The following is a 25845-nucleotide window of genomic DNA, read 5'->3' as shown; positions in this document are numbered from 1 at the left end:
TGACGTCGGTCCCGCGTCTCGTGCGTGATTCCTGTTCGTCATGGGCACGAGTGCCTCGTGTTGACGTGCTCGCGTCGACCACCCGGCATGGCCCGGCTTCACGCCATTGCGTGTAGCCGTTGCTCGTTGGCCATCACCCAGTGCTTCCGGCATCGCTGTGAGGGGGCGGTTCGTCGCCCCGAGAGCTTCATGTTTCAAATCAACCCTAGTCACACCGTCCGCCTCCTTGCTGCGCTTGCGTGCGGCATCCTCGCTCCCGCCTGCGCGAGTAGCACCCGCATCGAGTCGCCCGTTCGCTACTCCGGCAGCGCCGGCGTTAGTCCCGCGCGCGCGTCCGCCGATACGGCCAAGCTGCGGAAAGCGCCAAACCTGAGCCGGAAGTCGCTGGTTAGCGCCGTGCTCGAGCGAAACCCGGAGATCGAATCCATGCGGCAAGCGTACACGGCTGCGCGCGCTCGCCCTGCGCAGGTCTCCACGCTGCCAGACCCGATGCTGATGTATGAGTTCGCTCCGCTCTCGATAGGCGCGAGCGACGTGCCGTACGGCCAGACCATCAAGCTGAGCCAGCGCTTTCCTTGGCCGGGCAAGCTCTCCGGCAGCGAAGACAAAGCCAACGCCGAAGCGGAGGTAGTCGAGCAGCGGGTGGAGATCACCCGTCTCGACTTGGCGAAGGAAGCCTCCACCCTGTACGACGACTACTGGCTGGTCGGCCGTGCGCTGGAGACCAACGCCGAACACCGCGAGCTGCTCAAGAAGCTCGCAGAAGCCGTGCGAGCGCAGTACGCGGTGGGTCGCGGTCAAGCGCGCGACCAGGTCGCCGTCGATGTGGAGTTGGCGCAGCTGGAGCGGCAAGATTTGGTGCTCAGCTCCGACCAAGAGAGCCTGCGCGCGCAGCTCAACGTGCTGATGCACGAACCGCCTGACGCGCCGCTGCCGAAGCCTCCGCGCAAGCTCGACGTCGCAACCGAGGCGCCTCCGAGTAGTCCAGAACTTCAACGCATTGCCTTGGGGAATCGAGCGGAGCTGCGAGCCGTGGACGCCGAGGTGCGTGCGGCGGAGGCTGCCGGTGAGGTAGCGGAGCGCCAGTACTACCCAGACATCACCGTGTCGGGCACCTACACCAGCATGTTTCGCATGACGGAGCACCAGTGGATGCTTGGAGTCGAGTTGCCGCTGCCCATCGCTCAGGGCTCGCGGGACGGAGCGGTCGATGAAGCCAACGCACGCGCCGCGTCAGCTCGCGGTCGGGTAAAGCGCGTCGCAGACCAACTGCGGCTCCAGGTCGACGAACAGCGACGGCGATTGCTCCAAGCGATCGCGATCGTGAAGCTCTACGAGAAGCGCCTCGTGCCGGTGGCAAAGCAGCAAGTGTCGGTTGGTTTGGGGGCGTACCAGACGTCGGGTACCGACTTCTCCGATGTGATCTCTGCGGAGAACAAACTGCGAGACATTCAGTTGGCTGAGCTGATGGCTTGGGCTGAGCTCTCGAAGCGCCGCGCGGAGCTGTGTCGCGCCGTCGGGCAGCCCGCTCACCAGTGCAGGCTAGGAGGTGCAAAGTGACCGCCAACAAGTGGCCGGGGCGCATCGCCGCGGTGCTCGCGATCGGCGTGCTCGTGGGCTTGGGCGTCTACTTCCGGGGGCCGCTCCAGGCGTGGTTCGGCTTGGCGCCAGCTCCAAGCGTCGCCACCGCCCCGAGCGCCGACATGTCAGCGATGCCGGGGATGGATCACGCGCCAGCCAAGCCACCGGCAGAGCTCCCCCCGGAGCTGCCGAAGACGGAGTACTCGGCGACGCGTCTCGCGAGCCTACAGACCGCGCTGCTTGCTTATGAAGACTTGCGGTCCGCGTTGGCGAGCGACACAGCAGCGGATGGGCTCGCTGGGCCAGCCAAGCGCCTCGAGGCCGCATTGAACGCGAGCTTGCAAGGCGAGGAGCTAGACGCACGTATCCGCAAGGCAATTGATGCCGCCATCGCCGGCGCCCAGGAGATCCAGGGTGTCGATGGCTTGGAAGACGCTCGCAAGGCCTTTGGGACGCTGTCCAAACAGTTGGTCGCGGTGGTCGCTACCGACGAGCGCCTCGCGAAGGGCGAGCACCTCTTCAAGTGCCCAATGGCTGATGGCTACGCGCACTGGATGCAGCCGACTGAGCAACTCTCGAACCCGTATATGGGACAGAAGATGCTGACGTGTGGCTCCGAGGTCAGCCTCGAGAAGCATTTGCAGCCCGCCGAGGAGCTTGCAGAGCACTCTCACCCCCAACCCGGGGCGGACGAAATCGCTCACTGGACGTGTCCGATGCATCCGTCGGTGAAACAACCGACGGCGGGACAGTGCCCGATCTGCGGTATGGACTTGGTGCCGGTCACGAAGGCTGAGCTCGAAAGCGGAGTGATTATCGTCGATGCGGCTAGACGTCAGCGCATTGGGGTGAAGCTCGCGACGGTCGAGAAGAAGGCCTTGAAAAAGCAGCTCCGCGCCGTGGGCCGCATCACCTACGACGAGACACGCATCTTCGATGTGACCGTGAAATTCAAAGGTTTCATCCAGCAGTTGTTCGCTGACTCCACGGGGAAACGGGTCAAGAAGGGACACTCCCTGTTCACCATCTACAGCCCGGAGATCTACCAGGCGCAGCAAGACTTGTTGATCGCACGGAAGAGCGCCGCGGCCTTTGGCGGCGACGGCGGGTTGCTCGGCAGCGATGCCACCAAGGGTATGGAAGAAGCCGCCGAACAGCGGCTACGTCTGCTCGACGTGCCGCGCTCCACCATCAAGCGGGTAGCGAAGAGCGGCAAGCCGATGCGCTACGTGCCCATCGTGAGTCCAGCCAGCGGCTACATCGTCGAGAAGAACGTCTTCGAAGGCTCTGCGGTCGAGCCGGGGATGCGCCTGATGCGCATTGCGGACCTCGACAAGGTCTGGATCGAGACCGAGCTCTACGAAGCGGAGCTGCCGTTGGTCAAAGTTGGCGCGCCCGCTGTGGTCACGTTGCCCTACCTGCCAGACAAGAAGTTCGAGGGCACCGTGAGCTTCGTCTACCCGTACCTGTCGGGTAGCACTCGCACCGGCAAGGTGCGAATCGAGCTGAAAAATCGTGAGATTGAGCTCAAGCCAGACATGTACGCGAACGTCGAGCTCTCCGCGGATCGCGGAGAGCGCGTGGTCGTCCCCGTTTCCGCAGTGATCTACGCTGGGCCGCGACGACTCGTGTTCTTGGACCTCGGCGAGGGGCGACTCAAGCCGCAAGAGATCAAGGTCGGCATCAAAGCCGGTGATGACTACGAGGTGCTCGACGGGCTGAAAGCAGGCGACCGTGTCGTTAGCAGCGGTAACTTCCTGATCGCCGCGGAGAGCCGGCTCAAGAGCGCAGAGGGACACTGGTAATGCAACCGACCGAAAAAGTCGGCGTCGTTGGCCACGTGATCGCCCTATGCGCGAAGAACCGCTGGCTCGCGCTGTTGGTGGTCGCGGCGCTCGGGATCTGGGGTGCCATATCCATGCGGAATGGTCCGCTGGATGCCATTCCGGATCTCTCCGACGCTCAGGTGATTGTGTTCACCGAGTGGCCGGGGCGCAGCCCCGACTTGGTCGAAGATCAGATCACGTATCCGATTTCCTCGACGCTGCTCGCTGCTCCCAAGGTGAAGGCGGTGCGCGGGCAGTCCTTCTTTGGATTGTCCTTCGTGTACGTGGTGTTCGAAGACGGCACCGACATCTACTGGGCGCGATCGCGGGTGATGGAGTACCTGAACACCGCGCAATCCAAGTTGCCTGACGGCGTGACTCCGAGCATCGGTCCAGACGCGACGGGCGCTGGTTGGGTCTACCAATACGCGCTCGTCGATTACTCGGGGAAACACGATCTGTCGGAGCTCCGAAGCCTGCAGGATTGGAACATCCGCTTCGCGCTCGAGAGCGTGCCTGGCGTCGCCGAGGTGGCTTCCGTTGGTGGCTTCGTGAAGCAGTACCAGGTCAACGTCGACCCGAACAAGCTGCGTAGCTTCGGTATCCCAATGACCAAGGTGATCGCCGCGGTGCGCGACGCGAATCAAGAAGTCGGTGGGCGCACGATCGAAATAGCGGGTCACGAACAGATGATTCGCGGTCGCGGCTACGTGAAGAAGCTCTCAGACTTGGAGAGCATCCCGCTCAAGGTGCGCGACGATGGCACGCCAGTGACGCTGGCCGAGGTCGCCGAAGTGCAGCTCGGACCTGAGATGCGTCGTGGTGTCGCTGAGCTGAATGGCCAAGGTGAGACCGTCGGTGGAATCGTGGTCATGCGCTACGGCGAGAATGCGCTGAACGTCATCGAGCGCGTCGACAAGCGCATGGAGGAGATCAAACAGGGCCTGCCCGAGGGCGTGCACTTGGAGGTCACCTACGATCGCTCTGGCTTGATCCGCGAGTCGATCCAGACGCTGCGTCACACGCTGCTCGAAGAGATGCTCGTCGTTAGCATCGTCATCTTCCTGTTCTTGCTTCACGCGCGCAGCGCGCTGATCCCGGTGTTGACGTTGCCGCTCGGTGTGCTCCTGGCGTTCATCCCCATGTACTACCAGGGGCTCACGATCAGCATCATGAGCCTCGGCGGCATTGCGGTCGCGATTGGTGCGATGGTCGATGCCTCGATCATCTTGATCGAGAATATCCATAAACGCCTCGAGCTTTGGCAGGATGAAGGGGGGGAGGGGAGCCGCGCTGATGTCATCGTGCACGCGATGCAAGAGGTCGGGCCGAGCGTCTTTTTCTCGCTCCTCATCATCACCGTGAGCTTCCTTCCGGTGTTCACCCTGGAGGCCACGGAAGGGCGCTTGTTCAAGCCGCTCGCCTTCACGAAGACCTACTCCATGGGTTTTGCTGCGATCCTCGCGGTAACGGTGACTCCCGCATTGGCGGTGCTGCTGATCAAGGGGAAAATCCGCGGCGAGCATCACAATCCGGTCAATCGCTGGCTCGTCCGGCTGTACTCGCCGGTGGTTCGCGGCGTGGTGCGCCACCGCTACTGGGTGATCGGCGCGGCGCTGCTCGCGATGTTGTTCAGCATCCCAGCGTTCATGCGTTTGGGAAGCGAGTTCATGCCGCCACTGAACGAAGGCGCGATCCTCTACATGCCTACGGCGCCTCCTGGCATGAGCGTGGGGGAGGCGACGACGGCGCTCCAGTCCATGGATCGGCAACTCTCGAAGTTCCCGGAGGTGGAGAGCGTGTTCGGCAAGATGGGGCGCGCTCGCACGCCTACGGATCCGGCTCCGCTGTCCATGGCGGAGATCACGATTCAGCTCAAGCCGCGCGATCAGTGGCGCCCAGGGCTGTCTTACGACGACCTGGTCAAGGAGATGGACGAGAAGCTCCAGTACCCCGGCATGCCGAACATCTGGTGGATGCCGATTCAAACCCGCACGGAAATGCTTGCGACGGGTATTCGGAGCCAGCTCGGCATCAAGGTGTTCGGAGACTCGCTGAAGGAGATTGAAGAGACAGCGATCTCCATCGAGCACGCCCTCGAAGACTTGCCTGGCACTCGCAGCGCGTTCGCTGAGCGCTCCACGGGAGGCTTCTTCGCTGACTTCGAGGTGAAGCGGGGAGAAGCCGCGCGGCATGGGCTCAGCGTCGCCGACATCAACATGGTCGTGATGAGCGCCATCGGCGGCAGCAATGTCTCCGAAGCCGTGGAGGGCCGTGAGCGCTATCCGATCAACGTGCGTTACGCGCGTGAATTCAGGGACGATCCAGAGTCCCTGGAGCAAGTGCTCGTCGCCACCCCGGGCGGCGCACAGATCCCGCTCTCACAAGTCGCGACCCTCGACTTCAAGACAGGGCCGCCGATGGTGCGTAGTGAGAGCGGGAAGCTGGTCGGCTTCGTCTTTGTCGACGTCGTGGGCCGCCCCATTGCTGACTACGTCAAGGACGCGAAGGCGCGGGTTCAAGAGCGGGTCAAGGTACCGGCTGGGCAGCGCTTGGAGTGGGCTGGACAGTTCCAGTACTTCGAGCGCGCGAAGGAGAAGCTCACCTACGTCGTGCCGCTGACGCTGCTGCTCGTCTTGCTGCTGCTGTACTTCAACACGAAGAGCCTCGCGGAAACAGCCATCGTGCTGCTTGCGGTGCCTTTTTCGCTGATCGGCGCCGTGTGGTTGCTCTACTTGCTAGGCTTCAACCTCTCGGTGGCGGTGTGGGTCGGCATCATCGCCCTGGCCGGCTTGGACGCAGAAACGGGGGTGGTGATGTTGCTCTACCTCACGTTGGCCCACAAGCGCCGCATCGAGCGCGGAGAGCTACGCAGCGAGGAGGATCTGGAGGAAGCGATCGTTGAAGGCGCGGCGCAACGCATCCGCCCGAAGCTGATGACCGTGCTCACCACGCTGATCGGCCTCGTGCCGGTGCTGTGGAGCACAGGCACCGGCGCCGACGTCATGCAGCGTATCGCGGCTCCGATGGTCGGCGGGCTCGTCACTTCGTTCTTGTTGGAGCTGACCGTGTACCCGGCGATTTTTGCCGTGTGGAAGCGGCATACCATCGCTCCTCTCCCCCAACCGGAGGAGGTTGGGGGTTAGCACCTTACCTAGTTCAGCATGAGCACCGGCTCGGTATTCAGGATGGAGCAGATCTCGCTGACGTCGAAGATCTGCTCGATGTGGTGAACCCCGGGCCTTCGCCGACTTGGGAGTAATTCGATGACTCGCGCCGCGATCATCGCGGTGGACTCCGCCTCGATCTTTCCGTTCAGGGTCGCTCGGCTCACCTGACTCTTTCCTCCCCGTGTCCCCGAGACTTCGATAGCTAGCGCCCACGCCTCTGACCCGAAGTGGGCGTGAGGTGCGAGGTACTCGACGAGCCACCGAAGGCCTCGCAACTTCAGTGCAGGCCCGAGTTTCACGGCAACGCGGGTCCAGCGTGATGACTCGACGGTTACCAACGTGCGCGCGGCCGGCAAGCCAAGTGTGCGCTGGACTACGTGTTGGTCTGCGATGTCGAGAGGCGCCGCCCAGCACGCTGACGGGAGATTGGGGAACCGAACCTTCTCCAACACCGTCCGGTTTTCTGTCTGCGAAAAGCTATCCAGGAACCAGCGGATTGCGGCGCTGCCGTGTCTCTCACCCAGCCCGAGGAAGAGACCGATTCTGGCGTCGCTGCAGGCGTCCAAGCGTGTGGCGGCGGCTTTCACCAGCAGGTTGGTCATTCCGGGAGCCAACCCCACTGACAGCGTGGCTGATGCACCCGTTCGAATCGCGGTCGAGTCTAGCGCTTCGACTGCTCTGAAGAACTCGTCGCTTGCCGTGATGTCAACGTAGTCACGACCTGTCTCGAGTACCCATCGCACGAAGTGCGTGTCGACCTGGTCCATGCAGCATGCCACGACATCGCATGTGATACCCGCTGCTTCCCAGGTGCGCGGCTGCTCGAGGTCTATCATAGCGTGTCTGCACCCGAGCCTAGCTGCGGCTCTTACGGCGCTCGCTTCGCTGCGCCCCGCCACTATCACGCCGTGCCCGCGGTCCAGGAGTGTGCGCGCGAGGTGCGTTCCGACCCGACCGTAGCCACCGACAATCAAGATCTCAGTACTCATCTGTGATCTCCCCGAGGGGGGGATGGTGTTGCCATGAGGATATGTAGACTGCTAGTCGCCGCTGACCTGGAGTTCAGTCATCATGCCCGACTCGGCGTGCTCCAGGACGTGGCAGTGCATTAGCCAGCGTCCCCAATCAATTGGTACCATCCCAACGTCGACGGTCTCGTGCGCATGAAGCAGCACCGTGTCGTTGAAATAGGGGGTGTTCTGAGCAAGCCCGTTTCTTGCGATGACCTTGAAGAATTGACCATGAATATGCATGGGGTGCAGCCGAGCCGAGTCGTTCCTGAATCGCACCCTCACCCAGCGTCCACCCTCCAGTTCCGTGACTCGGTGTTTGCCCCAAGGCAGACCGTTGATGGTCCACTGGATTCCATGCGGACCCCCGCGCTGAGCGTCGAGCGCATAGGTTATGTCCACGGGGCGGTTGAATGCCTGTTGCCAGTATGGAACTCGTGCGTTTGATGGCGCCACGAACTTCGGCGCGGCGACGGGCTCTCCGGATACGGCGATCGACGTAAGCGTGAACGGTCGTCGGGTGAAGTGGTCTGTCACCTCGAACACTTGACCAGATGAATCCACCGGGATCTGAAGATCGAGGTCGAGCCGGTTGCCCGGCGCGAGCTCGAATCCCGTCATTGCCAAGGGTTCTCGGGTGTACATTCCGTCCACCGCGATAACTCTAGGGGAGAGGGCCCCGAAATCAGGTCGGTAGACCCGGCCGTTGGAAGTGTTCACTAGGCGCAAGCGCAGCCTCTCCCCGGGGCGGGCGACCATCTGCGGAGTACTTCGCCCGTTTACAGTCACCGACTGACCCCAGCGGCCGTCCATCGCTAGGTCGTGTCGAGTCACGAACCGAGGGTCGATCTCCCCATCAGCGCCTAGACGCCAGTCATCAAGCACCCAGACTTCGTCGCGGCTGTACGGGAGTGAGCTGGCATCGTCGACTACGAGCACTCCGTAGAGTCCGCGCTCCACCTGTTCCGCCCCGCGAACATGGGGGTGAAACCAGAACGTGCCCGCGTCCTTTGGCACGAACCGATACGTGAAGCTGCCGCCAGGGGGTATCGCCTTCTGGGTTACCCCGGGTACGCCGTCCATTGCGTTCGGGACTCGCACACCGTGCCAGTGGATTGTCGTGGGCTGGGGCAGGTCGTTGCGGAACTGCACTTCCACTTTCTCTCCAAGTCGCACACGCAGAATCGGGCCCGGCACTTGACCGTTGTAGGCCCAAACTGACAGCGCTCGCCCGTCAATCATGTTCAAGCGAGTTGTTGAAGCTCGCAGCCCGAAATGCCGCACGGAAGCGGCTACGGGCGCGGCTTTGGGGTATGCCAGAGCAACCTCGCTAGCCAGAGCGATGCGGTCGGCGTCGCTCTGACTTGCCGGAGTTGCGCTCTCCGATTCCTCGGTCTTGCTGTGCGGGATGAGAATTGCGGCGAGAATTGCCAGTGAAGTCCCGAGTACGAGCAACCGGGTTCGGCGCTTTGGTCGTTCACGGTGCGTCATGTCACGGGCACCGCGCCCGCTGCACGTTCACTCGCTTGGCCTCCGCGGCGACGCCTGGGCATCCACGCCACCGTCAGTGCATGCCCGAGTTTCCAGCGTGCCCCATCCCCTCCATATGCCCCGAGCCCGAGGTTCCCTTTTGGACCAACGCCATTGAGCAGACTGGGCACTTGCCGTCTCCCTTGTTCTTCGCCGCATAGTGCACCTCGCCCTTCATCTCACACATCCACGCGCCGTCCGGAATGCGATCGCTGGAGACCGGCGGGTCGAAGCGGGTCCCGTCTGCTGCGACCTCCACTTTGTTCGAGGCTGCCTTTACGCTGGCGGCGGCAGCGGCGGGGCCTGTCTCTTTCTTGTCGCAGCCCGCGATGCCCAGGGCGATGACGCCCACGGCGATTGCGATTGAGGTCAGGGTTAGCTTGTTTTGCTTCATCATGTCGTGCTCCAAGTTGCTGTACGGAAATGTTGGTTTTGGTTCCTGATGGGGCGGCGCTCGTGGCCTCGGTGCCCCTACACCTCAGCCCGCCGCAGGCGGAGCGCATTCCCGATTACGGAAACAGAGCTGAGGCTCATCGCCGCCGCGGCGATCATTGGTGAAAGTAGCAGACCAAAAAATGGGTAAAGTAGCCCGGCAGCGACGGGGATCCCGGCGGAGTTGTACCCGAACGCGAAGATCAGGTTCTGCCGGATGTTCGCCATGGTCTTCTTTGAAAGTTTCCGCGCGCGAACGATGCCCCCGAGATCTCCCTTGACCAACGTTACGCCCGCGCTCTCCATCGCGACGTCCGTCCCGGTACCCATGGCGATCCCAACCTGGGCCTGAGCGAGGGCGGGGGCGTCGTTGATACCGTCCCCAGCCATGGCAACAACGTGCCCGTCGGCCTGAAGTGATCGGACCTTAGCGGCCTTCTCGTCAGGGAGTACCCCCGCGATCACCTCGTCGATTCCAAGCTTGCTTGCGACTGCCCGAGCCGTGGTTTCGCTGTCTCCTGTCAGCATCACGACTTTCAGCCCTTCGGCGTGAAGCGCTCGAATCGCGGCGGGCGTGCTGCTCTTGATGGGATCGGCGACTCCAACGAGCCCAGCCAGCTGGCTCCCTATGGACACGAACATCACGGTCTGACCCTCGGCGCGCAGTTCCTCCGCACGGGCCTCGTATGCTGCCACGTCAACATCCAGGCTCCGCATCATCGCGCGGTTGCCGAGCGCGACCGTGGCGCCCTGTACCGTTCCGGAAACTCCCTTTCCGGTCACCGAGGCGAAGTCTTCAGCAGCGGGAATCGTGAGGCCGCGTCGCTCGGCACCGCGAACCAGTGCGGCGGCGAGAGGATGTTCACTTCCCTTCTCCAGGGCAGCAACGACGGAAAGCAGCTGGTTGTCTGTCAGGTCACCCACCGCCACCAGTGTTGTCAGTTCGGGTCGCCCCTCTGTGAGCGTGCCGGTCTTGTCGACCACAAGTGTGTCGACCTTCCGCAAGAGTTCGATTGCTTCTGCGTTCTTGAACAGCACCCCGAGGCCGGCTCCCTTGCCTGTGGCGACCATGATGGACATCGGAGTCGCAAGCCCAAGCGCGCACGGGCACGCAATGATCAGTACCGCGACGGCGTTGATGAGGGCATAGGCCATCGGCGGTTCGGGGCCCCATAAAGACCAGATGACGAACGTCAAGATAGCGATCAGAATGACCGCTGGAACGAAGAACGATGCCACCACGTCGGCGAGCTTCTGTATCGGGGCCCGGCTCCGTTGAGCCTCAGACACCATCGATACGATGCGAGACAGGAGCGTGTCCGCGCCCACCTTCTCCGCGCGGATGATCAAGACTCCGGTCCCGTTTACGGTCGCACCGATCACTTGGTCGCCTGGCGATTTTTCCACAGGGATCGGCTCCCCTGTCACCATCGCCTCGTCAACGGTGCTCTTGCCCTCCAGCACGCGACCGTCAACCGGTACCTTCTCTCCCGGTCGAACCCTGAGTTTGTCTCCTGGTTCAACGCGCTCCAGCCCTACGTCCTCTTCGCTTCCGTCTTCATTGATTCTCCGTGCGGATTTGGCCGCCATGCCCAACAGCTTCTTGATCGCCGCGCCCGTGCGACTCCGCGCCCGCAGCTCGAGCACCTGCCCCAACAGAATCAAAGTGACGATCACGCCAGCGGCCTCGAAGTAGACAGCGACCTGACCACCGTGGCTTCGAAAGGACTCGGGAAACAGGCCCGGAAGGAGGGTGGCGACGACGCTGTAGACGTAGGCGACACTCACCCCCAACCCAATCAGGGTGAACATATTCAAGCTGAGTCGGCGTACAGAATAGACCGCGCGCACGTAGAAGGGCCATGCTGACCAAAGGCAGACCGGCGTCGCTAGCGCAAGCTCGATGAACTGGCGTGTGCGCCCAGGAAGTAGGCTGGAAACTGGCTGCCCCGGCAACATGTCTCCCATCACAATGAGCAGCAGCGGTGCCGCGAGCGCCGCCGCAAACCAGAAGCGCCGAGACATGTCTCGGAGCTCTGGATTGGCTTCGGTTTCCTGCTCGCCCTGAATCGGCTCGAGCGCCATCCCGCATTTAGGACACGAACCAGGCGCATTGCTGCGGACCTCGGGATGCATCGGGCAGGTCCAAATAGTGCCATGCGGAAATGATGGCAGCTTTGGCTCGAGCGCCATCCCGCACTTGGGGCAGCTGCCCGGCGCGTCCTGCTCCACGTCGGGATGCATAGGGCATGTGTAAGTCGTCCCTGAAACGGACTGACCCGCGGCTGCAACGTGCCGCGCATGTGTATGCCCCGTGGTGTGGTCGTGCATTGGAGACTCGTTTTTGTGTTTAGTGTTGATGCGCGACCTGAAGTCGCCGCGCCCGCGCGTAGACTTCGTCCGCGACCTTTGGGTCGGTGGCGAGGATCTGCACCGCGAAGCCCTCGTCCGCGACCTCCGCTTTGGCGCTGATTCCGTTCGGAACAAGCGGACAATCGGGCATTTCCGGCACGGTGTGCCCCAGGGAAGCATTTCGAGCCAAGTGGCAATCGATGACTCGCTGGAGGCTCTCGACGGTCATACCGGGGACGGCGCGGAAGACGACCCGAACGCCTGCCAACGCGCTCGAGTGCTCGGCTGGCGCTCCGCCTTTCAGGGCGGGCTTCTCTTCTGCCAGCACCTTTGTAACTCGGAGAATGTCATCCACATGCTCGAAAGGACTGATATCTCGGTCGTCGGGCGCAATTCCAGAGCAGCTCTTCTCCTCGGCTTGCACCAGAGCCTGCGACGCTGCGCGATGCGCCGCGGCGAGCTTTCGGTGTTGCTTCGCTTGTTCCAGATGTTTTGCCGTAGGGTTGATGACTGAAGTCCAGCAGAACCCCACATCGAACTCCACGTCCGCGGTACCCGTAGAGGACACCCCGCGCCCAGTAGGGCGACATCGGGAACGCACGGTTGTCGCGTCGGGGTCGTACTGGGCCGCGTGCTCCGCAGCTTCTCGGTCCTCCTGCGCGGCTTCGGCTTCGTGGTGCTCGGTGCTAGCGTCATGGGGCTTCGGTCCGCTGGAACCGCATGCCGAGAGGGTGAACGCCAGAGTGAGGGTAGAAAACGTGAGAATCGAGCGCATCGGTTAGTCCTTTCAAGCTCACGCAGAAGCATCGACTGTGCCAGGATCGAGCGCAGTGTAACTGAGATGGTTACACCCATCTTTCATGGTTTGTGCCGACGCGGTGCCGATAGACAAGCCCCGGATTGCAGAAAAAACAGCGGTCGTGCGTGTGCGCGCGCAGATGCTGCGGCATTTTTGCACGCGACCACATGCGGTCGGCTTCACAGATTGAACCGATTGGGTTACATCACACGGGGCTAGAGACTTCGACCGGTCCGAGCGGTGATCATGCGACACAGTTTCCGCGAGGGAATTCTCTCCACCGGCACCTACACCTCGCAGCCGAGTTAGCGCTGCTTGCACGACCTTGATGCGGACCAACACATGTCGCAGACGCTGTCGCCTTGGGAGAGCGTGTGTGGACGCTGGTAGTGTCCTCGTTCGCCGAGTTTCGCTCCGGCTATTAGGTCGGCGGCTGGCCAGTCGTACTGGCACCAGGACTGGAAGAACGCCTCGACTTCCCCGCGGTCGCCGTGAGCTTCCGCGTATCGCTTCACGAAGCCTAGCGGGGCGCAGTAGCTCCAGTGCGTGTGATAGCTATCCGACTCCCGCCAAGCGCGAACCTCGTAGCCCGGAGCCCCTGGGGCACTGAAAGGGAAGCGCATGAGCGCTTCGAGCACGAGGTTCATTCGCTTCTGGGGATCGCGCTCAAGCAATCGGGCCAGCGAGAGCGGGACCCGCAGCAGTCGCTCGTAAACCTTCCAGCCCACGTCTGCGAACAGCTGCACGGCGTAGTCCTTCTGAACGCCTCGCTCGATGAGCGCGTGGAAGGCCGCGATGGTAAGAACCCCAAGGAACACGTTGTGCCGATTCCCCAGTGTCGGGATCTGGCCCCAGTTTTCCTCTTGCGCCACGAGTGCCACACGGTGCCAAACGTCCTCGAGAAAGTCGTCAACATCATCCCTGAGAAAGCGGCCGGCCTGGGGGCGCTTCGGATCCCAACGGCGACCTTCCAGTGTAGCGCGCGCCGCGCGGCGGACGACCGGTTGATAGACGCGAATGAGCACTTGAACCAGGAGGACCGGTGCTGCCTTTTGACCGCGAATCGTGTTTGGGTGTCGTGCTCGTGATTGCACCTGGCCTCCGATCGTTTGGTTCTATGTTCGCGAGAGGCGTTCAAGCAGGCGTTAGCGGAGCCCTCGCCTCGATGCGCTTGACCACATCCAGCGATAGGTCCGTTTCAACGATGTTTACGAACCCGGCGCGTTGAACGTCACCGACCGTGTTGCGGTCGATGTGAGCGCCCCAGAGGTGCGCGGGAATGGGATCGAGCCAGCGCATCAGCGTCGCAAGCACGAAGTGCCGAGACAGCACATGCTCGAGTAACAGCAGCTGCCCGCCAGGTTTGAGAACGCGTTTCGCTTGGCATAACCCACGCACTGGGTCCGGTACTGAGCAGAACAAGAACGTAGCGACGACTACGTCAAAGCTCTCACTTGGATAGGAGAGCGCTTGAGCATCACCCAGATCGAGTTCGACGGCTCGACGGAACTGTGTCGCCTTACCCTTGGCCAGAGCGAGCATCCTCTCGGAAACATCCATCGCGACAAGTTCACGATGCTCGGGGTAGTAAGGGATGTTCTTTCCGGTTCCGACACCCATCTCGAGGATGCGACCTCGCGCAACCCGCGCCCACAGATCGCGCCGCCAGTGCCTCGCCCGACGCTCCATCATCCACTCGAAGCCGTCGTAGACACGGGCGACCCGGTCATAGCGCCTCTGGACGAGCTGAGTTTCGCGGTTGGGCAGAAAAAGCTGCGACGTCATGAGTGGCTCTATTCGTTTCTATGCAGAAAGCATGGAGCGTGCCGATCGAGCCAAACAAGGCCGCTTCAGTGTAACGGGGTGGGCTACAACCACTTCGAATTCCGGTGGGCCGCCGTGCCTCGGATGTCGCCGCAAGGGCTGCCGGACGCAGGAAACTGGCGGCAATCCCTGCGAGGTTTTCGCGCCGAGAACGTCGCGCGCGGCGGTGCCGATGGCTGGCACGGCTGCTGCTAGACTCTGTTAGCTACACCCAATGACCGACTCAGCCACAAGCTTGCGTCCCTCGATCGCCCGGCAGCTCGCGCTTGGATACTTTGGTGTGAGCGTCGTGAGTGTCGTGATGTGCGCGAGCTTGCTGTTCGTCATCTTCGACGTGGGTGGACTGGTTTCGATCATGCGCGGGACCGAGGACTCGATCCAGCGAGGACTCGAACTGTCCGCAGCGGTGCGCGAGCTGAACATTCACATCGGGCACTCGCTCATCGAGGGCGACGAAAGCCACTTGGACCATTACCGCAAGTGGCGGGGTGTCGTTCATCACCAGATCGACAAGCTAGAGCAGGAGCTACCTGCTTCGGAGCGTCCCAAGCTAGAGCAGCTGCGCAAGCAAGAGCAACGGATGCACCACGTGTTCCTGACCCAAGCCCTCCCGGCCGCCGAGGCGAATGACACGAAGGCCTATCGGCGTGCTCATCGCGAGATTGAGAAACTCGGGGAGGCACTCGCCGAAGGCGCTGACGCGCTGGCGACTGATTCGAACTCACGCATGGCGCGATCCCACGTGAGCGCGAAATCGGCAACCAACCTCGGATTGGCTTCGGGCGGAGCCTGCGTGCTGATCGTCGTGCTGCTTTCCGTCATATCAACCATGCGACTAAGGCGTCAGGTGCTCTCCCCCTTGGTCAAGCTCACCGCCGCAGCAGAACAGGTTGGTCGAGGCGAGTTCGATATCGAAGTGGGGAACGTGGGCAGCGGTGAGCTGCAAGCGCTGGCGCGCGCGCTGGATGACATGGCGCGTGAACTGGCCTTCCGTGAGGCTCGTTTGCTGAAGCAGGAGCGCATGGCAGTTCTGGGTCAACTCGCGGCGGGGGTCGCCCACGAGCTCAACAATCCCATCGGCATTATTCGCGGCTACCTCAAGACCATGCTGAGCGAGGTTGTGGAGGGGGAACTCCGCGAGGAACTCGTTATCCTCGATGAAGAGGCAGAGCAGTGTCAGCGAATTGCGGAAGATCTGCTTTCCTACTCGCGGACACCAGTGCTGGCCAAGACGTTCACGCCAATCGCGGAGTTCGTCCACCTGGTTCGCGACCGGTTCACAGAAAGAGGTAGTTGCGCGCCAACGATCGAAGTTGACGTCGAGCCAGCCGATGTGCCGATCGATCCTGGACGTCTCCGTCAGGTGCTGTTCAACCTGCTAGAGAATGCACTTGAATCGAACCCGGAGGGAGAGCTGGTCAGTGTACGTGGCCGAAAGCTTTCGAGGGAATACGTGATCGAGGTTGAGGACGATGGCGATGGGGTGAATGAACAAGACAGAGCTCGGATATTTGAACCCTTCTTCAGCAAGCGGTCAGGAGGTACAGGCCTGGGCCTCGCCGTCTGTGCAGGCATCGTCGGCGCGCACGGAGGCAAGATCGAAGTTGAAAGCGGTGAAATGGGGGGCGCGTTGTTCCGCATCACACTTCCGCTCGCGGCTGAAGGAGGCAGTCGATGACTAGCCGAAAACCCGTGCTGCTGGTCGTGGACGACAAGCCAAACATGCTGCGCCTGATGTCGAAAGTCATGAAGCGCGATGCGACCGTGTTGACCGCGCGGAACGGCGCGGAGGCACTTCGTCATCTCGTAACTGAGCAGGTTCATGGGGTGCTCTGCGACCTCAAGATGCCCGACATGAGTGGACTAGACGTCCTGAGAGCCACGAAGCGTCTTCGCCCAGACTCCGAGTTCGTACTGATGACAGCCTATGCGACGATAGGCACCGCCGTGGAAGCTCTCAAGCTGGGAGCGTTCGACTACGTCACGAAACCATTCGAACCAGAAGCGGTTCGGGGCGTGCTTCTCGTTGCGTTGGCGCGGGCGTCGTTGAACGACCCGGAGTCATCGCCGGATCTCGAAGTGCTACCCGGTCTAGCGTCGCGCTGCCGCGAGCTCCGCGATGTCGCTGCTGGCGCCGAGCGCGCGTCAGGCCGCCACCGACGTGTGCTAATCCTCGGGGAATCGGGGACTGGTAAGGGAACGCTCGCTCGGGCGTTGCACCGAGTGGGCCCTCACCCGGAGGAACCGTTCTTCCACCTGAAGTGCGAAGGCAGCTCACCGGAGAGTGTAGAATTGGACCTCTTCGGAAGTGAGAGTCCTCAGGGCGTCCGCAGCGGCATGCTGGACGCCACGCGCGGTGTTGTCTGGATCGACGAGGTTGCAGCACTTCGACCGTCCATCCAGACGAGGCTTGCGGAAGCCCTGGAGAGTCGCTCGACGGTCCCGATCGGTGCTCCAGGGGGCAGCGGGCCGCATGAGTTCACCGCACTCGTGGTGTGCACTAGTCGGCATGACGTTGCGCGCATGGTTCGTGCTGGTACTTTTCGCGGTGCTTTGGCGCAGGGCCTCGGAGAGGCACTTGTGATGCCGCCGCTGCGTCGTCGCGTTCCCGACATTGAGTTGCTAGCTTATCAGTTTCTGCGTGACTACGTGTCTATTACCGGACGGAATCGGATACGCGGCATTCAGCGGCTGGCGCTGGATGCAATGACTCGATACGACTGGCCAGGAAATATCACGCAGCTACGCAGCACCATCGAGCGCGCTGCTGCAGCTGCCACGAACTCAGAACTCGAGCTCGACGATCTGCCGTTCGAGGTTCGGGGATACTTTGGAGTTGGAGGCGAACTGGGGACGTGGAGCGATGCGGTGAACGCTGGCCGTGTCGAGGTCGGGCGGCGGTACTTGGAGGCTGTGCTGAAGCGTTTTCAAGGGCGGATCTCCGACGCCGCTTCCTACGCTGGGGTGGAGAGAGAGAGCTTCTACCGGTTACTGCGCAAGCATGGTCTCGACCCGGAAGCGTTTCGTTCTGCTGACTAGGGTTCGCAGAGAGACCGCTCCTCTACTGCTGCGCGACCCGTTGACTGCACGGCTTGCTCTTCTCGTCCTTGCCGAGGCCAGCGATCTTCATTGGATCCCAGCTCAGGGAGTCGACGGTGGTCTGAACCTTGTTGCTGATCAGTTCCGCGAGGTTTCCACTCGTGTAGTTGTCGTGGCGGGAGCCGCAGCTGTCCTTCGGATCGCCGGCCCCAGTGCTCTGGGGGCCCGCGCCGCCGCGCAACACGAACAGGTTGGTTCCGCCGGTGAACATCGCGATCTGGCGCCACACGCTCTGCCCGAGGTCGTCCATGCCCGATGCCGCGATGGTGTGCAGCTGAATGCCGCGCTCCGAGGCATCCAAGATCGACTTCGTGTAGGGCGTGTCGTCGGTGTAGTGGAGCTGGGGCGGCGCATCGCCAATCAGGAACGCCAAGCGTCCGAGGGAGTGGTCGCTCCACTTGAGCTTCGTCAGCGCGACGCGGATCCCTTCGTTCACGTGTTCGGGCATATCGCCGCCGCCGTTGGCGCTCAGCGTCGAGACTCGGTCTGCGAAACCGGAGATGTCCGTCGTCATCTGATGGGTGCGCGTCAGGTACACATCGCCCTTATCTCGATACTCCACCAAGCCGATGCGTGGCGTGATGCTCATGCCCTTGAGCGTCTTCGCGACTTCCTCGAGGGTGTCCTTCATCGCCGAGATTTCCTCGGACATCGAACCCGTGGTGTCGAGGATGAAGGCGATGTCGAGCACCTTGTTGTCGGGCAGTGCCCGGACCAGCGGGAGCTTGAAGTCGAGGGCGCCGTCTTTGGCGGCGACGCTCAGTTGCTTGGACTCTTCATGTCCGAGGCAGCTCACGGTCACCTTGACCAAGTTGCCCTTCAGACCGGATGCGCGCGGAAACAAGATGGCGCGACCATTGGCTTGAGTCGTCAGGATGACGCTCTTGCCCTGCTTGTCTTGCACCTTCAGCTGGCAGTTTGGGATGGGCTGATTCTTCGCGTCGCGTACCACGAGGAAACGCCGGTGAGTGACGTCCAGCGGAGCTCCGAGCTGGCCTTCGCCCTTCTGATACTTGAGGAAGTCGCGGTAGTTCGCGTTGTCGTCCCACTCGCCGGCTTTGACGCCGCGCGCTTGCTGCCCGGCAGCGCGGACACTCGGCTTTGCGCGGCGGGCTTTGCCTGCTACGGCGCCACCGACTGACCCACCAGAGACGCCGGCACCACCGCCGCCCTCGCCCACGCCGCTCAGTCCGAGCCCTCCAGCGCCGTAGCTCTCACCAATCTCGTCCCCCCACGCGCTCCCGGAGGCGCTCGAACCAGCGGAGCCCTTCGGTCCCTTCGCGACGTGGCTTCCACCGAGGCGCCCGTGGCCGGAACCAAAACCCGCGCCGGTTCCGGTCCCTGCGCCATGACCGATTGTCCCCACGGAACCGAGTCCGATGGATCCCTCAGCCTTGCCTCCGCCGCCTCGACCTTCGCCGCTGAGCTCTTTCCCCGCGACCTTGCCTGGCTCCGCTTTAGCCGGGGGTGGATCCACGATCGGAGGTGCTAGCGGCTCTTTGACCTTTGGATCCGCGGGGAGAGTGATCTGCGCCACGTCCTTGGCGATCCCCACCGCGGTGCTGCTCGCGGCTGCCGTCGGCTTTGCCGGGGCGCTTGGGTCACTCACCGTCTGCTGATTGCTAGGCGCACACCCCGCGAGCAGTGCCGCCGCGAACAGCCCGAGGCCGAGTCCAAGCCGACGTCGCTTGCTAACCGGCGCGGGATGAGGGGTTTCTGAGGGCTTGGACAAAGCAACGCCAGCACGGCGCCGCAGGCAGTGGTCGGCCATTGGGGTGTCTCCGAGTCGCAACGCGCTGCGCTGCGAGCAGATTGGTGCGCTGAGAGCGCAGCTGTGAGGCGTCGGGCGACGCGCGGGCCAAGCGAGTGGCTCAGCTGGGCGGCTTAGTCAGCGGGGGTTTTGCGAAGTTCCCAGAAACTTCATCCCCCGAGCGGGAGAGTTCCGGGGTTGAGTCGGGATTGTCGCTGGCCGAGCAGGTTCCAAGCAGTAGACTCGCGCCGCCATGAGCAGCCAAAGTCGACAAAACCTCAGAGCTTTTCCTCGAGGCCGCAAGGTGAAGGTGGGCCTCGTCCAGATGTCCGTCGGCAGCGACAAGGCTGCGAATATCAAGAAGGCGGTCGAGCTGACTCGCGACGCGGCCAAGCGCGGAGCCCAGGTGGTCTGCCTGCAGGAGCTCTTCGCGACCCAGTACTTCTGCCAGGTCGAGGATCAGGCGCTGTTCGACTTGGCGGAGCCTATCCCCGGTCCAAGCACCCAGCCGTTCCAAGCGCTGGCTGCGGAGCTGCGCATCAGCATCATGACCAGCAACTTCGAGCGCCGCGCGCCGGGGCTCTACCACAACACCACGGTGGTGCTGGGTGAGCAGGGACAGATCGCGGGGCGCTACCGCAAGATGCACATCCCGGATGATCCTCAGTTCTACGAGAAGTTCTACTTCACGCCTGGGGACCTTGGCTTCGTGGCCATCGACACACCTTACGCCAAGCTCGGTCCCCTCGTGTGCTGGGACCAGTGGTACCCCGAGGCGGCGCGCCTGACCGCGCTCAAGGGCGCGGAGATCCTCTTCTACCCGACGGCCATTGGTTGGCTCCCCGCGGAAAAGGCTCAGTTCGGCGCCAAGCAACTCTCCGCTTGGCAGACGATTCAACGCAGCCACGCAATCGCCAACGGCGTCCACGTGGTGGCGGTGAATCGGGTCGGACAAGAGGGGCCGCCCGACGGCATCCAGTTCTGGGGTCACTCCTTTGTGTGCGATCCCTTTGGCGAGGTGTTGGCGGAGGCCGGCGAAGACGAAGAAGTCTTGGTCGTCGAGCTCGACCTCAGCCGTAGCGAGGAGACGCGCCGCGAGTGGCCTTTCCTCCGGGATCGCCGCATCGACGCCTACGGCGCGATCACCAAGCGCTTCGCAGACGAGGATCAGTGAGCAAACTCAAAGCGAACGCTGGCCAAAAGACGCCCAGGGCGCTGGGCTTTCGTATGCCGGCGGAGTGGGAGCCGCAAGCCGCGGTCTGGCTCGCCTGGCCACACCACCGTACGGACTGGCCGGTCAAGAAGGCCGCGATCTACTGGACGTTCGCCGAGATCGCTCGCCTGATCAGCGAAGTGGAGCGTGTGCGCTTCTTGGTGGCCGATCGTCGAGAGCGCTCCCACGCCACCAAGGTGCTCGGGCTATCGGGCGTGGATCTAGCTCAGATTGATTTCGTCGAAGCACCGACCAATCGCTCGTGGACGCGGGACAGCTTGCCCTCGTTCGTGGTGAAGGGGCGCGGCAAGCAACGCGAAGTCGGCGCGGTGAAGTTCCGCTTCGACGGCTGGGGGCGCTACCGCGATCACCTGCTTGACGATGCCGCAGGGATTCAAGTTGCGGAGCGCATGTTGCACCACTGGCTACCGACCTCAGAGGTGAAGGGCAAGCCGCAGCGGGTGGTGCTGGAGGGCGGCTCGATTGATGTCGATGGGGAGGGCACCATCCTGACTACGGAGCGTTGCCTGCTGCACGGCGAGCACTCGCGCAACGCGTGGCTGGATCGTCAGGGCACCGAGCAAGTGCTGAGCGATTTTTTGGGGGTGAGCAAAGTGCTCTGGTTGCCCGACGGGATCGCCGGTGATGACACCTCGGGGCATGTGGACGACTTTTGCCGCTTCGTCGCTCCCGGCAAGCTCGTGATGTGCGAGGAAAAGAACCGCCGTCACCACAACCACAAGCCACTCAGCGAAGCGCGAGCGCGCCTTGAAGGGCAAACAGACGCCAAGGGCAGGAAGCTCGAAATCATCGGCCTGCCGATGCCGCGAGACGTGCGCTACGGCGACCTGATCCTGCCGGCGAGCTACGCGAACTTCTTGTTCGTCAATGGGCGCGTGCTGGTGCCCACGTTCAACGATCCCAACGACTACCTCGCCCTCGGGATCTTGCGCGAAGTGTTGCCAAAGCACGAAGTCGTCGGCGTGTACTGCCGCGATCTAGTGCTCGGCCTCGGGACGATTCACTGTTCGTCGCAGCAAGAGCCTGCAGGTCACTGAGGTCGTGCGAGCATCCATCCATCTAGTGTCCCCCTAGGTCTTGTTTTCAGTGCCGCGCGGAATTGGTGGGCACGCCTATCAGGCACTAACGTTCGCTGCGTGCGGTGCTCCGCGAAGGACCGAGCGGGCGCTTCGGGAGAGCGAAGGACTCGGCGAAGATCTAAGGTTGTCGACTTAGCGGAACAGCTCTTCGAGCGTTTGGGCGTCCAGCACCCGGTCGGTCCACTGCGCCAGCTGCTCTTCGCCCGCAGCTGCTAGGCGGCCGAGCACGGACTCGTCTACCGCTGAGTCTCCGAACTTGCGACGGAGCTGCCGCTCCAACACCCGGCGCTCACCTTCTGCTCGCCCCTCTGCCATCCACTGTTGTGCGCTGTTCATGATCGCTTCCTTCACCCCAGGCGCGCGTTCCTCGAGCGCGTCTAGCAAGTCCCGGTCCGTCAGCACCTCGCTCACGAGCGACAGGTAATGTAGCACAAACGAAACCGCCGCACGCCCGTCTGGCAGGCTCCAAAGTGCAGCGATCACCCACGCCCAGAGCAAGAGCGCAGCTCTGGTCGCCTCTTTCCGACGCCATCTCGGAGCGCCCAGAGCGTCAACGGGACAATCAGGGAGGCGACGTCGCGCGCTCGGGCTCGCAGCGCTTCGTCGCTGAGGTTGCTCACATCGTCCAGCACCACTTGGAAGTCCGGCACGTGCTCACGCACGCCGGGGATGGCCAGCACCTCCGGGTCGAACAGCTCGTGGAAGCTCTGCGCCACCGTCCAGCCCGTGTGGCTGTGGTGGAGCACGACGGGCAACACCACCGGCGCCGGTAGCTTCCCACCGTGGCGGAAGTAGCGCGCCAACACGTCGAGCACGTAGCCGCCCACCTGCACCAACGTCTCCGCTTTCGCGTCGCTCTTGTGCTCGAAGACGACGTAGATCCGAGCCTCGTGCCCGGCGAGTTGCACCCGAAACAGCAGGTCTGCCTGAGTCTTCGCAAACGCGGGATCAATAAACGTCTCGGGGAGCACCTCAAGCGTCGACCAATCGAGCACTGCCACCACGGCAGGAGGCAACACTGCCTCCAACTCCAGTCGGGCGTTCTTGGGATCACCGAAGATCTGCTTCACGAGCAGGTCGTGCGGCTGCCGTGGCTTCGCTTCAGTCGGTGCTTGCGCCTCCCTCTCTGTCTGCGCCTCGGTCGCAGTCGACTCTGCGGTTTCGTCCTCGGGTGACCTGGCCATTCGTGATGGCTACCACGCGTGGTTCAACGCGACTATGCCTCTGGTAGGACGGAATATGTCCGCGCGGCAACGGATTTCCATTGCTCCTAGGTAGTTGGTGTCCCGCCTTCGCGCGGACGCTGCCGCCCTCGCGAACGAGGTTAGTGTCCACGTACTCAGCTCGCCAAGCGCGTTCGCGCCCATCAGCTGACCATCGAAGAAGCACGGACGCGGGCTGCAGGTGACTGTGGGCTCAATCCCGCAGTGCGTCGCGCAGCTTGTCGCTGAGTTGCTCGAGGGTGAATGGCTTGTGCAAGAGGTGCACGCCCTCCTCCAGCACGCCCTGAGCAGCGATCACGTTGTGGGTGTAGCCAGACATGAATACCACGCGTAGATCGGGGCGAAGCTCCAGCAGCGCCTGGTAGAGATCATGTCCGCTCATGCCAGGCATCACGACGTCGGTGAGCAAGATGTCTATTTCATCCAGGCGCTCGCGACCGATTTGCAGGCCCTCTTCACCATTCCGCGCGGAGACAACTTGGTAGCCGAGGCGAGAGAGCATGCGCTCTGCCATGCGCCGCACAACGGGCTCATCTTCGACCACCAGGATGGTGCCGGAACGCGACGGCCTGCTCGAGCGGCGCTTCTCCGGGCGCTCGGTGCTGGGGAGGGCGTCCTCCTCGACCAGCGGGAACAGCACATCAAAGCGCGTGCCCAGGTTCACGTCGCTGGTCACGCTGATGTGACCGCGGTGCTGACGGACGACGCCATACGTCGTCGCCAAGCCAAGCCCAGTGCCATGCCCGGGCTTGGTGGTGAAGAAGGGCTCGAAGATCTTGCCCAGCACGTCGCTCGACATGCCCGCACCGGTATCCTCTACCGAGAGCAGCGCGTAGCGACCCGGGGCGAGCTCGCTGCCCTCCGGTGACTCCTGAACCGGCAGTAGCTGCGTGGTCAGCGTGAGTACGCCGCCGCCAGGCATCGCCTCTGCGGCGTTGGTCGCGAGGTTCATCACCACCTGCGTGAACTGGTTTGGATCGACCTCGACCAAGAGCGGCTCCACACAGGGGCGCATGCGAATGCTCACATTCTCCAAGATCAAGCGCCGCAAGAGGCCGTACAGATCACGCAGCTCGTCGTTGAGGTTCAGCCGCCGAACCTCCAGCACCTGTCGGCGACTGAAGGCCAGGAGCTGTTTGGTGAGCCCGGCTGCGCGGCGCGCGGCTTGATCTATTTCCGCGAGGTCTCGCCGGTGAACCTGCTCGATGTCGGTCGTGTCGAGCAGCATCTCCGTGTAGCCGAGGATGGCGGACAGCAGGTTGTTGAAGTCATGGGCGATGCCTCCAGCGAGGCGACCGAGCGCCTCGAGGCGGCGCGTCTGCTGAAGCTCGGACTCGAGGCGGCTCTGCTCGCGCTCAGCGCGCTGCTGGGCTTGAATGGCGCTGCTGAGCCGCGTGAGATCGTTCAGCACGATCCCGATCAAGCCACCGTCGCTGTGCTCGAGAGGGAACAGCCGGAGCTCGACGTCTCGTTGATTGTCCGCTTCTCGCAGCAGCGTTCGGAACTGAAGCTCGCCGGTATCTAGCGCCTGCTTGAACGCGGGCTCCAGGCGCCGCGCTAGCCCCGGGTCGATGTCGTGCAGCGAGTTGCCGACGTGATTGTCCGCAGCAAGCTGATTCGCGTCTGCCATCGCGCGGTTCACCCATGCGAAGCGCATGTCGGAATCGACGACCGCGATTTGCAGTGGCAGCTCACTCACGAAGCGGCCGAGGAGCTCTTTCGTAGCACGTGCTTCTTGCTCGGCGGCCGCGCGAGCGAGTGTCGAGCCAAGCATGCGGCCCACCTTCGCGACCAGGTCGACTTCCCACTCCTGCCAGTGCCGTCCAACGACGCCTTCCACGCCCAGCGCCGTCACCACGCTGCCGGCGACCTCTGCTGGCACGATCACCTGGCTGTTCAGCCCATAGGTGACGCACAGCTCGCTGAATGCGTTGGCTCGAGGGAAGCGCTCCGGGTCGATGCGCACCCGCTCGCCGCTCCGTAGCTGGTTGACCAGCCAGCTATAGGCTTCTGCGCGAGGCGGCCCGAACACCGCGCTGAAATCCGAAGTATCCCCGTGGCAATAAAGGTGCTTGATGTGCAGGCGCTCAGGCGTTCCCAGACCGAGCACGAACACCCGGCGGGCCTCCAAGAACTTCCCTAGCCTCGCCAGTTTGCGCTCGATGCACGCCCCAACACCCTCAAAGGGGACGCGAAGCAACTCGTTGCTAACGCGGTCGATGAGCGCGCGCGCCCCCGCCTCCCACTCCGGAGACGGTTCTTGTGGCGTGGCTCCAGCGGACATCGGAAAGGACGATCAGAGCGAGCGCTTGAGGATCACACGCGTCGCGTCGGGGTGGATGCCGATGATCGTGACCCGGCTGTCGTCGATCTTGCGTGCGCGCAGCATCGCCGGGTTCACCTTCAGGAAGATGATCGCCAGAAAGGCGCCGATGCCGACCAGGAAGCCGAGCAAAAGCATCTCCGGGGAGCCCAAGAAGTAGGGACCCAGGATGCCAAGCAGCAGCACACCGATACCGACCATCGCCATCACCTTTCCGCTGCGCCAGCGCGCATCGCACTCGGAGCACAGCGGAATCACCATCTTCGCGGTCTTGCGCAGGACCAACATCGCGATCAGCCCAGGCAAGGTACAGAGGAAGATCAAGATGAAGACGTAGGGCGGGTTGTACTGAAAGAGATGATCTTGAAAGCTCGTCACCTCTTTCGAGCCGCACTTGAGACACACCTTGGGGAAGGTGGCCGTCTTGTCGATGACCAGGTTGTCCCCGTCTTGTTCCGCGTGGTACCGACCCCCGCCGTCCACCTCGGGATCGGCTGGCGCTGCCTCGGACTCTGGCGGTGCATACGGATTGTCGCTCACTCATCCCCCAAGTACCCGCGCCTCGAGGGCGCGACAGCGCGCACTCCGCGCTTGACCACAAACTCAAACCGCC

General features: G+C 62.9%; 19 protein-coding genes. 7 read left to right on the top strand and 12 right to left on the bottom strand.

Annotated elements, in window-relative coordinates; all coding sequences use genetic code 11:
* Nucleotides 1-189: 189 nt before the first annotated feature.
* The 3 genes from H6718_27565 to H6718_27555 are packed head-to-tail and all read left to right on the top strand — an operon-like array spanning nt 190 to nt 6553.
* Nucleotides 190-1560 (top strand): TolC family protein, encoded by a 1371-nt coding sequence (locus H6718_27565; protein MCB9589203.1) that lies wholly within the window; start codon nt 190-192, stop codon nt 1558-1560.
* Nucleotides 1557-3386 carry an efflux RND transporter periplasmic adaptor subunit gene (locus tag H6718_27560; protein ID MCB9589202.1) on the top strand — a complete coding sequence of 610 codons (1830 nt, stop codon included), beginning with the start codon at nt 1557-1559 and terminating at the stop codon, nt 3384-3386. The genes H6718_27565 and H6718_27560 overlap by 4 nt, the downstream gene beginning before the upstream one ends.
* Nucleotides 3386-6553: an efflux RND transporter permease subunit gene (locus H6718_27555; protein MCB9589201.1), complete on the top strand. Its 3168-nt coding sequence runs from the start codon at nt 3386-3388 to the stop codon at nt 6551-6553. The genes H6718_27560 and H6718_27555 overlap by 1 nt, the downstream gene beginning before the upstream one ends.
* 8 nt (nt 6554-6561) lie before the next feature.
* Here the strand turns inward: H6718_27555 and H6718_27550 are convergent, their stop codons facing one another.
* The 7 genes from H6718_27550 to H6718_27520 form a co-directional block, all read right to left on the bottom strand.
* Complete coding sequence (locus H6718_27550) at nt 6562-7566, bottom strand: NAD-binding protein (GenBank protein MCB9589200.1); 1005 nt, start codon at nt 7564-7566, stop codon at nt 6562-6564.
* A gap of 51 nt (nt 7567-7617) precedes the next feature.
* Nucleotides 7618-9078, bottom strand: coding sequence for a multicopper oxidase family protein (locus tag H6718_27545; GenBank protein ID MCB9589199.1), 1461 nt, complete (start codon nt 9076-9078; stop codon nt 7618-7620).
* A 73-nt stretch (nt 9079-9151) separates the two neighbouring features.
* Nucleotides 9152-9511, bottom strand: a complete 360-nt coding sequence (locus H6718_27540; protein ID MCB9589198.1) for a hypothetical protein — start codon at nt 9509-9511, stop codon at nt 9152-9154.
* A 77-nt stretch (nt 9512-9588) separates the two neighbouring features.
* Complete coding sequence (locus H6718_27535; protein ID MCB9589197.1) at nt 9589-11742, bottom strand: copper-translocating P-type ATPase; 2154 nt, start codon at nt 11740-11742, stop codon at nt 9589-9591.
* Between the two features lie 157 nt (nt 11743-11899).
* On the bottom strand, nt 11900-12676 hold the full coding sequence (locus H6718_27530) for a hypothetical protein (GenBank protein ID MCB9589196.1): 777 nt from the start codon (nt 12674-12676) through the stop codon (nt 11900-11902).
* 329 nt (nt 12677-13005) lie between these two features.
* Nucleotides 13006-13794 (bottom strand): hypothetical protein, encoded by a 789-nt coding sequence (locus H6718_27525; protein MCB9589195.1) that lies wholly within the window; start codon nt 13792-13794, stop codon nt 13006-13008.
* Between the two features lie 40 nt (nt 13795-13834).
* The gene (locus H6718_27520) at nt 13835-14485 is read right to left on the bottom strand and encodes a methyltransferase domain-containing protein (protein MCB9589194.1); all 651 of its coding nucleotides are present in this window, start codon (nt 14483-14485) and stop codon (nt 13835-13837) included.
* Between the two features lie 253 nt (nt 14486-14738).
* On the opposite strand from H6718_27520, the gene H6718_27515 reads away from it, so the two are divergent.
* Nucleotides 14739-16202, top strand: coding sequence for a HAMP domain-containing histidine kinase (locus H6718_27515; protein ID MCB9589193.1), 1464 nt, complete (start codon nt 14739-14741; stop codon nt 16200-16202).
* Nucleotides 16199-17563, top strand: coding sequence for a sigma-54-dependent Fis family transcriptional regulator (locus H6718_27510; GenBank protein MCB9589192.1), 1365 nt, complete (start codon nt 16199-16201; stop codon nt 17561-17563). The genes H6718_27515 and H6718_27510 overlap by 4 nt, the downstream gene beginning before the upstream one ends.
* 22 nt (nt 17564-17585) lie before the next feature.
* Here the strand turns inward: H6718_27510 and H6718_27505 are convergent, their stop codons facing one another.
* Nucleotides 17586-19394 carry a VWA domain-containing protein gene (locus H6718_27505; GenBank protein MCB9589191.1) on the bottom strand — a complete coding sequence of 603 codons (1809 nt, stop codon included), beginning with the start codon at nt 19392-19394 and terminating at the stop codon, nt 17586-17588.
* Nucleotides 19395-19677: 283 nt separating this feature from the next.
* Here H6718_27505 and H6718_27500 point away from each other — a divergent pair, with 283 nt between their 5' ends.
* Both H6718_27500 and H6718_27495 read left to right on the top strand, forming a co-directional pair.
* Entirely contained in the window at nt 19678-20547 is an 870-nt protein-coding gene (locus H6718_27500; GenBank protein ID MCB9589190.1) for a carbon-nitrogen hydrolase, read from the top strand.
* 53 nt (nt 20548-20600) lie between these two features.
* Nucleotides 20601-21644: an agmatine deiminase family protein gene (locus H6718_27495; GenBank protein ID MCB9589189.1), complete on the top strand. Its 1044-nt coding sequence runs from the start codon at nt 20601-20603 to the stop codon at nt 21642-21644.
* A 174-nt stretch (nt 21645-21818) separates the two neighbouring features.
* Here H6718_27495 and H6718_27490 read toward each other — a convergent pair whose 3' ends face one another.
* From H6718_27490 to H6718_27475, 4 genes are all read right to left on the bottom strand, one after another.
* Nucleotides 21819-22097: a hypothetical protein gene (locus H6718_27490; GenBank protein MCB9589188.1), complete on the bottom strand. Its 279-nt coding sequence runs from the start codon at nt 22095-22097 to the stop codon at nt 21819-21821.
* Nucleotides 22098-22165: 68 nt separating this feature from the next.
* Entirely contained in the window at nt 22166-22870 is a 705-nt protein-coding gene (locus tag H6718_27485; GenBank protein MCB9589187.1) for an Rpn family recombination-promoting nuclease/putative transposase, read from the bottom strand.
* Nucleotides 22871-23102: 232 nt separating this feature from the next.
* A complete protein-coding gene (locus H6718_27480) occupies nt 23103-25193 on the bottom strand; it encodes a response regulator (protein ID MCB9589186.1) in 2091 nt (696 codons plus the stop codon).
* A 12-nt stretch (nt 25194-25205) separates the two neighbouring features.
* Nucleotides 25206-25772: a hypothetical protein gene (locus H6718_27475; protein MCB9589185.1), complete on the bottom strand. Its 567-nt coding sequence runs from the start codon at nt 25770-25772 to the stop codon at nt 25206-25208.
* Nucleotides 25773-25845: the final 73 nt, after the last annotated feature.

It is taken from the genome of Polyangiaceae bacterium (assembly GCA_020633205.1).
Lineage (GTDB): Bacteria > Myxococcota_A > Polyangia > Polyangiales > Polyangiaceae > JAHBVY01.
Note: the sequence above shows the minus strand (reverse complement) of the source record. Positions and strands in the feature narration are given on the sequence as shown.

Bases quoted from the DNA above. Each gene is read 5' to 3' on its own strand.
- H6718_27540 (MCB9589198.1), bottom strand. From the start codon at position 9,511: ATGAAGCAAAACAAGCTAACCCTGACCTCAATCGCAATCGCCGTGGGC.
- H6718_27510 (MCB9589192.1), top strand. From the start codon at position 16,199: ATGACTAGCCGAAAACCCGTGCTGCTGGTCGTGGACGACAAGCCAAAC.
- H6718_27545 (MCB9589199.1), bottom strand. From the start codon at position 9,078: ATGACGCACCGTGAACGACCAAAGCGCCGAACCCGGTTGCTCGTACTC.
- H6718_27565 (MCB9589203.1), top strand. From the start codon at position 190: ATGTTTCAAATCAACCCTAGTCACACCGTCCGCCTCCTTGCTGCGCTT.
- H6718_27480 (MCB9589186.1), bottom strand. From the start codon at position 25,193: ATGTCCGCTGGAGCCACGCCACAAGAACCGTCTCCGGAGTGGGAGGCG.
- H6718_27555 (MCB9589201.1), top strand. From the start codon at position 3,386: ATGCAACCGACCGAAAAAGTCGGCGTCGTTGGCCACGTGATCGCCCTA.
- H6718_27550 (MCB9589200.1), bottom strand. From the start codon at position 7,566: ATGAGTACTGAGATCTTGATTGTCGGTGGCTACGGTCGGGTCGGAACG.
- H6718_27515 (MCB9589193.1), top strand. From the start codon at position 14,739: ATGACCGACTCAGCCACAAGCTTGCGTCCCTCGATCGCCCGGCAGCTC.
- H6718_27530 (MCB9589196.1), bottom strand. From the start codon at position 12,676: ATGCGCTCGATTCTCACGTTTTCTACCCTCACTCTGGCGTTCACCCTC.
- H6718_27495 (MCB9589189.1), top strand. From the start codon at position 20,601: ATGCCGGCGGAGTGGGAGCCGCAAGCCGCGGTCTGGCTCGCCTGGCCA.
- H6718_27485 (MCB9589187.1), bottom strand. From the start codon at position 22,870: ATGGCCAGGTCACCCGAGGACGAAACCGCAGAGTCGACTGCGACCGAG.
- H6718_27520 (MCB9589194.1), bottom strand. From the start codon at position 14,485: ATGACGTCGCAGCTTTTTCTGCCCAACCGCGAAACTCAGCTCGTCCAG.
- H6718_27535 (MCB9589197.1), bottom strand. From the start codon at position 11,742: ATGGCGCTCGAGCCAAAGCTGCCATCATTTCCGCATGGCACTATTTGG.
- H6718_27505 (MCB9589191.1), bottom strand. From the start codon at position 19,394: ATGGCCGACCACTGCCTGCGGCGCCGTGCTGGCGTTGCTTTGTCCAAG.